Here is an 11,790-nt window from a genome sequence, read left to right on the forward strand (position 1 = left end):
CGTGGTTCGCTGCCGCATACGCAGCTCAGGACGTTTGGGGGGCGGACAGTTTAAAGTTAGTTTCGCCATCCATGTGACACCTGAAGCTTGCAGTCGGACACGTGAGAATCTTGTATCATTCCTACTTTTGCTGCGGTTGCATTACCAATCTCGGAGAATCTGCTTTGTTCCGACTGTTTCCACTGTCTTTCATGCTCGTGTTGATGATGCTCAGCTCATCGCTCCGTTTACTACCCGCAGATGAGCCTAGGGCAACTTCTCGCGAGAACGCGGTTTCACCGGAGAGTCCGCGATGGACGCCGCAGGTTCGCATGCTGCAAAAGGCTGTTCCGGCCGTGACGTCGGTGTTTGCCTTTTTGGGAAAGGACGATTCGGGCCGACAACAAGGCCGGACGGGGTCCGCCAGTACGATCGATGCGGCGGGGTATGCATTGACGGCGGCGCATGTCGTCACCGGGGCCGCAGCGGGAATCGTCCAAGACAGCGATGGCAAGCAATTTCGTTTCATGCCGATCGCTGAACTCGAGGCCTATGACCTAGCCATCATCCGTATCCTCGCAAGCGAACCGATTCCGACGTTGCCGGTCGGTCGCAGCCATGATTTGATGCTCGGCGAACCGATCGTTGCGATCGGCAATCCGCATGGGGTGGGATTGAGCGTCAGTGAAGGGATTCTCAGTGGACTGAATCGCTATTCGCTGCAGAGCGATGTCTATACGTCCGGCATGGTGCAGACATCCGCGCCGCTGTTTCGAGGCAACTCGGGCGGACCGCTGGTGAATGCCGAAGGAGCTCAAATTGGGATGGCGCTACGGTTGCATTCCAACGCCGAGTCTCTTGGATTGGCAATGGGAGCGGACCGCATTCGTGAACTGATCCCGCGTGTTCTGGCGATCGACGCTCGTGATGGCATCACGCCAGGTTGTGACGTCGATCCCCTCGTCGATCCACCGACACTAATCTCAATTGACGACGTCGGTCCTGCTGCCGATGCAAAGCTGCAACTCGGCGATCAAGTGGTGAAAGTCGACGGAAAGATGACAACGCATGCCTATCAGTGGCCACTTACACTGGTGGGAAGGAAGGCGGGCGAAACGATCCAGGTCGAAGTGTTGCGCGGCGACCGACGAATTGAGGCGACTTTGACACTGGCCGAAGCGGTCTCGGTTGCAGCCGTCGATGACGAAACGGCCGAAGCGACCGAACCGGGGGTGGTCTGTACCGCGTACCGGCTTGATCCGCGGACTTTCAACAACACACTGGAAATGGCCTTTCGTGATCTCGATCCGAAAACAAGTTTTGCGACGGGGTTGGAACTGGATGCGGTCAAACCGCGCGACGAATACTTTGCGATTCGGTTTGACGGGTTTTTGAAAGTTCCAGCGAGCGGAGTCTATACGTTTAATCTCGCCTCGGATGATGGCAGCCGGTTGACAATCGGAGGACGCGACTTGATCGTTAACGATGGTGGTCATCCGGCGGTTGAGGAGTCGTGTGTGGTTCGCTTAGATGAAGGCCTCGTGCCGTTTCGGCTCGACTATTTCCAAGGCCGCGGCCGACGAACGCTAAACGTGCGTTGGCAACACGGTGACGCTGAGATGACGCCGCTGCCCGATACGGTGTTCTATCGCAGCAAGGTTGCCCCGTAACAATCACTCGTTCCCAGGCTCCTGCCTGGTAACGCACTGCTTCGGAGGCTCCTGCCTCCTGTTTTTTTGACTCTCGGCAGTCGGGAGCCTGCGGGGGATTGGGGGCCTAGGCGGGGGCCTTGGTTTTATCCTGCGGTGCTACACACGAGTGCGGATGATGTGGACTTCGTCGGACTTGACCATCAACGTGTCGCACCAATCTTGGGCCTCAAAGGTATAGCGAATTTGAATCGCACGAGCGTCGCCGTTCTTCAGCAATTCTTTGGCTTCCAAAAGCGTGACCGATTGGTCTTGCGCCCGGCCGCCGGATGCTGTTCGCACTTGCACGTGTTGGACGTTGGCACCTTGACTAAGATCATCAAACAACTGAAACACTTGTTCGAGCTCCCAGTGGGCTTCGAGTATTTCGGGGGCCGCGTCTTGGTCAGGCGTATCGTAGGGTTCAGTCATCGAGAGGTGGAACTCGACGTTTGGATTTAGGAGTGGGGCGAATGAACGCGGGCATCAGTAGGATCGCGTTTTCGGGCGCAGGACACACATAGCGGCAGACACCGCAACCGGTGCACGCGGATTCCTTGACCTTGGGTTTGCCCTCGCTTACTTCGATGGCGCCGTCAACAGGGCACCGTTCGCTGCAAACCGTACAAGTGGTTCCATGATGTGCCAGACACAGGTGCTCGGTGACAATCGCGGTTCCCATCATCGGACGCACATGCGTGGTCAACACGTTGGGTTCGCAAGCGGTGATGCATGGGAAGTCGTCACACATCATGCACGGTTGTTGGTCGGGATCGATCATCGGAGTGCCGGCTGCTTCACGCATTCGTGGCGGTGCATGGACGATCGCGTCGTGCGGACAGACTTCGATACAGCGATTGCATCGCGTGCATTCGTTCAAAAAACTTGCTTCGTCGATTGCTCCGGGAGGACGCAGGACGGGGATCGTGCGGCGACGCGGCGCGTTGGGTTGGACCGACTCTGCGGGTTCCGCATCCGCAGCGCCGACTTCGCGAGTCGTCCTTGGATAACGCATCACCAGCGGCGGATGACCTCGCTCAGGCGGCGGAGTTGTTGCCGGCGATTCGGCGGTCGGTTCAGACTCGCGATGCCCAAACAAGCGGCCGTGTAGCAGGTCGCGGCGAGAGAGTCCATCGCGTGGCGGTTGCGGATCTGGCATCACGTTTACTTTACATTGGGTTCCGGTAGGAAGCCGATTTGAGCGGGCACGATCGCTTGGTCCAGAGTTGCCGACGGTGCATGGCATTGCAGGCAATTGGTACGCCAAGGGTGCGTCGATTCGAGTCCTGCCCAGCCAACGTTGCCACCATGACACGCCAAGCATTGGTCTCGCATCCAGGTCGAATGCGGGATTGTCGGTGGAGCACCAGGGTAAGCGCGTTCGCCTTTCAGCGGTGCAGGCAGTCCAACAAAGGTGGTTTGCACCTCGGCATCGACGTCGCTGAACGGTTTCGGTGGCGGCGGAGCGTGGCACTGAACACAATTCGCCAAGAATCCATGCGACATCCGGTTGGCGACACGATTCTCGATCCGTTTACCTTCGCCGTGACACGCATAACAAGCCGCGTCGTTTGTGCCTTCGACCGCGTGCGGGATGATCGGTGGTGCTCCGTTGAAGGCGCGGCGTGATGCACGGGTCAACGTTGACTGCAACTTGTCCTCTTCACTTGGTTTGATCTCTGCGAACAAATCGTATTGAGGCTGGGGGATTTGGTCCAGCTTCGGCTTCCAATTGCTCGTCGGACCCGTCTCGCTGCGACGCATCTCTGCATACGTGACTGCGGCAAGCGTGGACGTGGACGGTGATTCCGTCGACGAGTTGGCTCCGGCGACTTGTGACGATAACCACGGAGTGGCTTGATCAAAGTCCTCTTGCGGAACCCCGTCGTTGATACCGACAAAATAGCCGACGAAGGCGATGCCGATGACACCAACGAGGAAGGCGATCGAGCCGCGAGCCGCTATGCTTTTCGAGTTTGTTTCGCTGTTCATTTTTTCGCGACCTCAGCGTCCTGTTTGCGAATTCGCACCGCACATTTCTTGTAGTCGGGCTGTTTCGAGAACGGGTCGTGAGCCTCGAGCGTGACGTTGTTAATCAATTTGGTCTCGTCAAAGAACGGAACGAAAATCGATCCTTTGGGTGGTTGTCCGCGACCGTTGATCCAAACGGGCAAATCGCAAGTGCCACGACGAGATTCGACCGTGACCACTTCGCCTTGGCGGATATTCAGCGCCGATGCATCCTCTGGGTGAACTTCGATATAGGCCGTCGGCATCGCCCGGTTTAATTGCGAAACACGCCGCGTCATGCTGCCTGAGTGCCAATGTTCTAGGACACGACCGGTGCAAAGCCACAGCGGGTATTCGTCGTCGGGAACTTCCGGTGGCGGTTGATAATCGTGGAACCAAACTTGGCCGCGACCGTCGCCAGTAACCGAGTGATAAAAATCGATCTCTTTTCCTTCGGCAACAAACGGATCATCAAAACCGGCGAAGCGGAACATCGTTTCACGCCACGATCCGTCGGCTTGCTGGACAACCGGCCAACGCAGCCCGCGAGCCTTCACGTACTCTTCATACGGTGCCAAGTTCTTGTGTTTCATCACGGTGAACTTGCGGTACTCTTCGAACAACGCCTTATCGACATTGACGTCGTAGTAGTGTTTCCACTGCCATACCGGAACCTCTTCGCCATCGTCGTCATAAACCGCAAAGATAAATTTGCCGTCTTTATCCTTCATGCCTTCGTGCCCAAGTTCGAACAAGCGGTGAGCGATCGCGATCGTTTGCCAACAATCATCGCGAGCTTCGCCAGGCGGATCGACCATCTTGAACCATTGCTGAGTTCGGCGTTCCGAGTTGCCGACCATGCCATTTTTTTCCACCCACATTGCGGCAGGCAAAATCAAATCGGCAAGTTGGGTAGTCGCCGTGGGATAGACATCCGAAACGATCAGGAATTTGTCCTTTAGGTTGGCCTTGTCGTTGAACAGCAAGTTCAAATTGGGCAACGTTTGACCAGGGTTGGTGACCTGGACGAACAGCGTATCGATGTCGCCTCCTTCGTCGGTCGGTTTGGTAAACTGGTCAAACATTTTTACCGTGTGATGACCCGCTGTCGCATTGATACGACCGGACGGCATGTTCCAAATCTCTTCGGCCTGGGCACGGTGTTCTTCCTTGGCAACCACCCGTCCGCCTGGCAACGCGTGCGACAGCGTGCCGACTTCGCGAACGGTCCCGCAGGCCGAAGGTTGGCCGGTCAAACTGGTAGGCGAATCGCCGGGTTTGCCAAAATGTCCACTCAAGAAATGGACGCCATGCACCAAGCTGTTGATCGCAGTGCCCATCGTGTGCTGGTTCATCCCCATGCACCACAGACTCGTGATTTTCAGTTTGGGGTCGCCGAACAGTTCGCCGAGCATGCGTATTTGCTCGACCGACAATCCAGATAGTTCGGAAACATGTTCGGGCGTGTACTTTGCGATCCGCTTCTTGTATTCGTCGAACGAGATCGCTTCGCCTTGCAGCGTCGGGTTTTCCGGTTCGGGGGCACGGAAATTGACAAAGTTCTCGACGAATTTTTTGTCATAGGTTCCGTTTTCGATCAACAGATGCATGATCCCCAGTGCGATCGCGACGTCGCCGTGCGGCTTCATCAATAGAAAGTCGTTTGCCGCGTCGGTCGTTCGGGTACGGCGAGTGCCGATATCGATCAATCGTACCTTTTCGCCCTGCGAGCGACGATCGATCACTCGCGAGAAAAGCACGGGGTGCATCTCAGCAGGGTTGTTGCCCCACGTGATCAACACATCACACTCGTCCAGGTCGGCGTAACATCCGGCCGGTTCATCGACGCCATAGGTCGCCAAGAATCCGGTTACCGCCGACGCCATACAGAGCCGAGCGTTGGGGTCGATGTGGTTGTTCGACAATCCACCTTTCATGAATTTTTGTGCCGCGTAGCCTTCCGGAATCGTCCATTGGCCGGACCCATAAAAGGCAAACGTATTGGGCGATTTCATGATCCGTTTGGCAACAATATCAATCGCTTCGTCCCAGGCGATCTCTTTGTACGAATCGCCATCACGCAGCAGCGGTTTTGTCAAACGGTCTTTGCCGTACAGAATGCCGCCGACGTGATAGCCTTTGACGCACAGCAGTCCCTTGTTCACATCAGCGTGTTTATCGCCAGCCACCGCGACCACGCGTCCCTCTTCCACACCGACTTGGACGTGACATCCCGTGCCACAGAAACGACAGGGAGCCTTGTTCCAGTGGATTGTCGATGAAGCGTCGTTATCCGTGGGGTCGACCACCGGTAACGCAAACGCACTGCCTGATCGAGCGGCGGCGGCAGTCGCTGCAGCCATGGCTGCCTGTTTCATGAATGCCCGGCGAGTGTTGTCCATCGTTTCGTCCTGAAGTTATTGGCTGCCAATGGAGGGTGATTCGGTTGCTGCGGTGTCGTTGTCGAGTGATTCATTTTCGAAACCGACCAACGCCACATCCACAAAGACGACTCCCGGCAATTCGTTTAGCCACTTCCAAACCTGTTTGTCTTCGTGGTTGGAATGGGTGTCGACCACGATCGGAATTCGCAGTGCATGCTGTTGCTCGGGTTCATTTATGCCCAACTCAATTCGCGGGTCATCACGCAACGATTTTAATGCATCGGCACGTTCGGGTTCGCTGTCCGAAAGAGTGACAACAAGTCCACTGATGGGCATGGCAACGATCACTTGAGTTTTGGATCTGACAAGAGATGCTTCGACGCGTCTGTAAATAAAATACCAATTTGTCCAAAATAAACAACAACAAACGACCAACTTGTCTTGAATAGGCTTTGGGAAGTGATAAGATCCTAATCGTTGACGGCAGCGTTCATCATCAACCTGTCGTTGCAGGCTCGTTCTTGCAAGCAATGAGAGGACTGCGTGTTTCAAGCGAAATTCTATCGATTCGCAGTGTTTGTCTTGCTCTCCGCTTGGCTCGCAGTCGCCTTGTGGGTTGCAGATAGGAACGTCCGAGAAGCGGCGTCGTTAAATACAGCGGCATCCCCGCAAACACTTGCAACTCAATCAAGTGACGCCACCGCACACATTTCGGCAGGTGTGCCAAAGAGCACAGGTGCAAACGCTGATGCTTCCGAAAGTTCTCCTGGTTTGTTCGTCGCCACGATCCGGCGTCCCGATGGTCCGCCGCGGATTGATTCGGGAGTGGTGGATCCGCAAGGCCGCTCGGGTACAGTGGCTTGTTCGACCTGTCACAGCGTTCGTGAGCCGAACTTTGCCAATCGTACGCCTGGCGATTTGGATCAATTTCATCAAGGCATGGCGTTCTCGCACGGATCGACGACCTGTTATTCGTGTCACAATCCCGAGGATACGGATACGCTACGGTTGGCGGATAGCACGAAGGTGGATTATGTCGATGTGATGACATTGTGTGCACAGTGTCACGGTCCCCAGTGGCGTGATTATCAACACGGGGTCCACGGTGGGATGAATGGCTATTGGGATCTAACGCGCGGGCCGCAGACGCGAAACAATTGCATCGATTGTCATGATCCGCACGTGCCTGCGTTCCCTAAGATGCAGCCGACGTTCAAACCGCGAGACCGTTTTTTGAGTCCGCCGGCGGATAAGGATCACGGGAAGACAGATGGTGCTGCGGAGAGTCCGATCGGAAGCCGGTCGCCAAGGAGACTGCCGCCGAGGGGACTGGGAAGTGATGGGGTGCGTTTCGTTGGCGGTTCCACGCCGCTGGACCAGTGTTTTGCAGCAAATCCGCCGTTATTGCAGAAAAGCTTCAGGCCTGTTTGCTCTGAAAATACTCGTTCCCGGGCTCTGCCGGGGAACGCCCTGCACCCGAGGCTCTGCCTCCATTGCCTCGTTTCAGTAGACGGAGTCTGCAAGGTCGCGGGTTCCAAGGCACAGGGTTCCTGGGCAGAGCAGGGGAACCAGGAAACCGATGAGCCCCGGCTGGTTACGCGTCACAGCTCAGAAGCGTTTGTGATGATTGGGGGCGGATTTTCTAGTCTGAGGTGGTTTGGATGAGTGAATCGCAATTAAAGAAGTCGTTGCCAATTGTGACTCGTCGGACTGCGGTCAAAGGCGGCTTTGCCACGCTGGGGGCGGCTGCGTTTGTCGGTGCGATCTCACCGCTTCGTCATGCTGCCAAAGAAACATCGGCTGCGGAATTCATGCAGCAGCACTACCAAGAGCTGAGCGATGAAGACAAACGCAAGGTGATCGCGCGGTTAGAGGAAGAGACAAAAGAAGAGTATGGTGCGGACGTGACGATTGGTGACGATCGCCCTGTGCCCGGCACCAAGTTCGTCTACGCGATCAACTTGAGTGTTTGTAACGGTAACGGCAAGTGTGTCGAAGCGTGTCACAAAGAAAACAATCACGACCGCTCGACCAACCAGTCCTATATCCGTGTCCTCGAGATGCCCAAGGGCACGATGGATATGGAGCAAGGCAATACGACATACACGCATACCGTGCCCGACGACGGCAAGTTCTATCTGCCGGTCCAATGCCAACAATGTGACGAACCGCCTTGTGTGGATGTGTGCCCGGTTCAGGCAACGTGGAAAGAAGAGGACGGGATCGTTGTCGTCGATTACAACTGGTGTATCGGTTGTCGTTATTGCGAGGCTGCCTGTCCGTACCACGCCCGTCGTTTCAATTGGAAGAAACCCGAGGTGCCGGCCGAGGAAGTGAATCCTGATCAAAGTTACCTCAGCAATCGTATTCGGCCGCAAGGCGTCGTCGAAAAGTGTACCTATTGCTTGCACCGAACTCGACGCGGCCGTCTGCCGGCTTGTTTGGAAGCCTGTCCGACCGGCGCCAGAGTGTTTGGCAACATCTTGGATCCAAAATCCAACATTCGCTGGCTGCTGGAAAACAAACGCGTGTATGTACTGAAAGAAGAGTTAGGGACGAAGCCAGCCTTCTTCTATTTTTTTGACAAGTAAGTTCTTTAGCTGCTTCATTGCGATCACGCATGGAAACACGAAAGCCATCCGGCCCTCCGCGATTGACGATATAGGTAATGAGCACGACCAATCAACCTTCCGCGATCATGAGTTATCCCGCATTTCTGCGGCGTTCGATCTCATTGGCGACCGATGGCTCGCTCGGGTTTTATGCCTGGATGACGGCGTTAACCGCGGTGGCGTTGGTCGGTGCGAACGCTTGGGCAAACCAAGTCGCCGCTGGCATGATCGCCACTAACATGACGGACCACGTCAGTTGGGGATTGTATATCGCCAACTTTACATTCTGTGTGGGGTTGGCTGCGGGCGGAGTGATGATGGTGATTCCCGCCTATTTGTATGACGACGAAGAGATGCACAAAGTGGTGATCGTCGGCGAGGCGGTTGCGGTTGCCGCAATTGTGATGTGTACGCTCAACGTACTGGTGGACTTGGGGCGTCCCGATCGATTTTGGCATTTGATCCCAGGAATCGGCCGATTCAATTGGCCAGTATCGATGTTGACATGGGATGTGATCGTTTTGAACGGTTACTTGGTGATCAACCTGCATATCGTGGGCTATCTACTTTATATGCGGTATTTGGGCCGCAAACCAAACCCGACTTGGTACATCCCGTTTGTGTTTTTGTCGATCGTGTGGGCGATCAGCATACATACGGTTACCGCATTTTTGTATTGCGGTTTAGGGGGGCGTCCATTTTGGAACACCGCACTCTTGGCACCTCGATTTCTCGCGTCGGCTTTTGTCAGCGGCCCAGCGTTCATTATTTTGGTGATGCGAGTGCTGCGAATCACCAGCGGATATGCGGCATCGCCCGGTCCTGTGAACACGTTGATCCAAATCATCCGGGTGTCCATGGTGATTAACTTGGTGATGCTGGCAAGCGAAATGTTTACGCTGTTTTACACCGGAGGGGCGCATGGGGTGTCGGCTGAGTATTTGTTTTTTGGCTTGCATGGTCATCACGGTCTATTCGCGTGGATTTGGACCGCGATCGCGATGAATTTGCTTGGCACCGCGTTGTTTTTCAGTCGCGCCGCGCTAGGGCGAGGTTCGGTGCAAATCATTGCGTGTTTGCTCGTCATCGTCGGGATCTGGATTGAAAAAGGAATGGGGTTAATCATTCCTGGTTTCATTCCCTCGACATTGCACGAGATTGTCGAATACACCCCTAGTTTGGTGGAGTGGAAAGTGACTGCGGGGATTTGGGCCTTCGGATTGTTGATTTTGACGGTGATGTTAAGATTAATCGCGAACGTGTTTACGGGGCGGCTAAGTCATTCAGGAGTCGAAGCGGAAGCGGTATCGCACGAAGCTCGATCGATTTAGGTGTCCCCCTTATCATCGAGTGGATCTCATGTACGGAAAAGCGACCGAAACCGCGATCGCGGCGCTGAGCCGGCTGGCGGAGGTTTATGATGGTGGTCAGACGCGACTTTCCGCGACCGAGATCGCTGAGAATCGAGGTTTGCAGCGTCCTTTTCTAGGCAAGATTCTGTCGACGCTAGCGCAGGCGGGACTGATCGAGGGAATGCGGGGGCCGGGCGGCGGGTTCACCTTTGCCGTCCATCCGCGCGAAGTCAAACTGTATGACGTCTACTGTTTGTTTGAACGTGACGAGCAGTCGAACCATTGTCCGTTTGGTGGCGGCATTTGTGGTGTCGGTGAAAAGTGCCCGCTGCACGACCGCCTAGCGGATGTTCGCAAGGCCACCGATGCGGTGCTTCACAACACCACGTTTGATGCGTTTCGCAAAGCCTATCGCAAGGACAAAGGCAACTCGAGTTGGCGATTGCACCGATCATCGTAGCCTCGAAAACTTGTGCGGAAATCCGCCACATGGTCCTGGCTCTTCCCAGCCGTTACGACCGGAACAGTCGCAGGGGATCGTTATCGTTTTCGTGGCCGCTAAGGTAACCGTATCCTGAAAAGTCGCCGATACGCTTAGTGTTCCGCAAGATTATCAACCTCTGGTTTGATTCCCACTGGCTTATTGTGAGCCCCATCGTCTTCGGAATTTTATTTCCCGCCAGACCCATCCGCATAGAGTCGCCCTCGCTAGCGACGCACTCTGTGTACCTCGCTGGCTCTTAGTTTGAGTCCCGGCCGTGTCCCTTGTCGGAGACATTGCGAGGTATGCAGAATTTTATCAGGAGGATTTATCCATGAAAATTTGTTTAACTCAGCGTGTTCGCCGCTTCCTATTGTCGTGTTTCATTGCCGGTATCACTGTCGCAGGCTCGAGTGCCAGCCATGCAGTGGACGTCAACTTTGATCCCAAGACGGATGTCGCGCCGCTTGATTCGACGGTGAATGGATTTGATCAGTGGTGCGGATGGGGGACTCATGATTCGGGTCCGCTGGCAGTAGCGGCGCTTTCCGCAACTTCGCAACAAGTAAAAGAAATTAAGGAAATTTCGGATGTGACCGAAGCTTGTCAAGCGATCGAGGCAGACGAGAAGAATCAGGCGAACGCACCTGAGTCGAGTGCGGTCCTGGATGCATTGTTTGCCGTTGCGGAAAGCGTCAGTCGTCGCAGTCGAGTGTCGATCCAACAAATGATCGAACCGTTTGCGATGGTCGCCCCCTATGCTCAAAGCTCGCTCGAGGAAATCTCGCGGCTTCAGCAGATGGCGGAAAAGAGTAGCAGCACGCATGACGCCGTGGCGTCTAGCGATAACGAGGCAGAAGCGGATGAGGTTTCTTCTTATGAAGGAACGTTGCCAGCACCGAGGGTGAACACCCCTGAGGATCACGGTGCTGACGATCTCGCGACTGCCGATGAGGATCGCAGCGATTTGGAATCACTCGCTGTCGAAGAACCGATCGATGTTGACGCTCCCGGTCACCAAGCCGATGACTTGCTCAGTAGCAGCTATGTCATGGCGACCCCCCCTCCCAAGAGCGAAGCATCGATCGGTTCTGCGGTAGATGAAATCCTCTCATCCGAGCCCGCCTCAAACGAATCGGTGGCGGACGATTTGAAGTCCGACGCGCTGCCAGAAGCTGAAGTCGAAGTGGCTGAAGTTGAAGTGGCTGAAGTTGAAGTGGCTGAAGTTGAAGTGGCTGAAGTTGAAGTGGCTGAAGTTGAAGTGGCTGAAGTTGAAGTAGCGGA

10 protein-coding genes are annotated in these 11,790 nt (G+C 55.3%); 5 read left to right on the forward strand and 5 right to left on the reverse strand.

Annotation, left to right across the window (positions count from 1 at the left end; translation table 11 throughout):
* Window positions 1-164: 164 nt before the first annotated feature.
* Window positions 165-1,649 carry a trypsin-like peptidase domain-containing protein gene (locus RMSM_RS14405; protein ID WP_144057648.1) on the forward strand — a complete coding sequence of 495 codons (1,485 nt, stop codon included), beginning with the start codon at window positions 165-167 and terminating at the stop codon, window positions 1,647-1,649.
* Window positions 1,650-1,787: 138 nt separating this feature from the next.
* On the opposite strand, the gene RMSM_RS14410 is transcribed toward RMSM_RS14405, so the two are convergent.
* Genes RMSM_RS14410 through RMSM_RS14430 form a run of 5 tightly spaced genes read right to left on the reverse strand, consistent with a single transcriptional unit; the run spans window position 1,788 to window position 6,397 of the window.
* On the reverse strand, window positions 1,788-2,099 hold the full coding sequence (locus RMSM_RS14410) for a hypothetical protein (RefSeq protein WP_008697344.1): 312 nt from the start codon (window positions 2,097-2,099) through the stop codon (window positions 1,788-1,790).
* A complete protein-coding gene (locus tag RMSM_RS36890; RefSeq protein WP_008697346.1) occupies window positions 2,092-2,826 on the reverse strand; it encodes a 4Fe-4S dicluster domain-containing protein in 735 nt (244 codons plus the stop codon). The genes RMSM_RS14410 and RMSM_RS36890 overlap by 8 nt, the downstream gene beginning before the upstream one ends.
* Before the next feature lie 5 nt (window positions 2,827-2,831).
* Window positions 2,832-3,659 (reverse strand): diheme cytochrome C precursor, encoded by an 828-nt coding sequence (locus tag RMSM_RS14420; RefSeq protein ID WP_008697348.1) that lies wholly within the window; start codon window positions 3,657-3,659, stop codon window positions 2,832-2,834.
* Entirely contained in the window at window positions 3,656-6,079 is a 2,424-nt protein-coding gene (locus RMSM_RS14425; protein WP_008697349.1) for a molybdopterin-dependent oxidoreductase, read from the reverse strand. The genes RMSM_RS14420 and RMSM_RS14425 overlap by 4 nt, the downstream gene beginning before the upstream one ends.
* A gap of 15 nt (window positions 6,080-6,094) precedes the next feature.
* Window positions 6,095-6,397, reverse strand: coding sequence for a hypothetical protein (locus tag RMSM_RS14430; RefSeq protein ID WP_144057649.1), 303 nt, complete (start codon window positions 6,395-6,397; stop codon window positions 6,095-6,097).
* Window positions 6,398-7,722: 1,325 nt separating this feature from the next.
* Between RMSM_RS14430 and RMSM_RS14440 the strand changes: the two genes are divergently transcribed.
* From RMSM_RS14440 to RMSM_RS39830, 4 genes are all read left to right on the forward strand, one after another.
* Window positions 7,723-8,652, forward strand: a complete 930-nt coding sequence (locus RMSM_RS14440) for a 4Fe-4S dicluster domain-containing protein (RefSeq protein WP_008697355.1) — start codon at window positions 7,723-7,725, stop codon at window positions 8,650-8,652.
* Between the two features lie 77 nt (window positions 8,653-8,729).
* Entirely contained in the window at window positions 8,730-10,004 is a 1,275-nt protein-coding gene (gene dsrP, locus RMSM_RS14445; RefSeq protein ID WP_008697358.1) for a sulfate reduction electron transfer complex DsrMKJOP subunit DsrP, read from the forward strand.
* 28 nt (window positions 10,005-10,032) lie between these two features.
* A complete protein-coding gene (locus tag RMSM_RS36900; protein WP_008697359.1) occupies window positions 10,033-10,485 on the forward strand; it encodes an RrF2 family transcriptional regulator in 453 nt (150 codons plus the stop codon).
* A 355-nt stretch (window positions 10,486-10,840) separates the two neighbouring features.
* Window positions 10,841-11,790: hypothetical protein (locus RMSM_RS39830; RefSeq protein ID WP_008697360.1), on the forward strand; the 950-nt coding region annotated here is incomplete at its 3' end.

This window comes from Rhodopirellula maiorica SM1 (assembly GCF_000346295.1).
In the GTDB taxonomy this organism is placed as follows: domain Bacteria; phylum Planctomycetota; class Planctomycetia; order Pirellulales; family Pirellulaceae; genus Novipirellula; species Novipirellula maiorica.

Excerpts from the sequence above, each read along its gene's own strand:
- RMSM_RS36900 (WP_008697359.1), top strand. The coding sequence starts at position 10,033 with ATGTACGGAAAAGCGACCGAAACCGCGATCGCGGCGCTGAGCCGGCTG.
- RMSM_RS36890 (WP_008697346.1), bottom strand. The coding sequence starts at position 2,826 with ATGCCAGATCCGCAACCGCCACGCGATGGACTCTCTCGCCGCGACCTG.
- dsrP (WP_008697358.1), top strand. The coding sequence starts at position 8,730 with ATGAGCACGACCAATCAACCTTCCGCGATCATGAGTTATCCCGCATTT.
- RMSM_RS14440 (WP_008697355.1), top strand. The coding sequence starts at position 7,723 with ATGAGTGAATCGCAATTAAAGAAGTCGTTGCCAATTGTGACTCGTCGG.
- RMSM_RS14420 (WP_008697348.1), bottom strand. The coding sequence starts at position 3,659 with ATGAACAGCGAAACAAACTCGAAAAGCATAGCGGCTCGCGGCTCGATC.
- RMSM_RS14425 (WP_008697349.1), bottom strand. The coding sequence starts at position 6,079 with ATGGACAACACTCGCCGGGCATTCATGAAACAGGCAGCCATGGCTGCA.
- RMSM_RS14430 (WP_144057649.1), bottom strand. The coding sequence starts at position 6,397 with ATGCCCATCAGTGGACTTGTTGTCACTCTTTCGGACAGCGAACCCGAA.
- RMSM_RS14410 (WP_008697344.1), bottom strand. The coding sequence starts at position 2,099 with ATGACTGAACCCTACGATACGCCTGACCAAGACGCGGCCCCCGAAATA.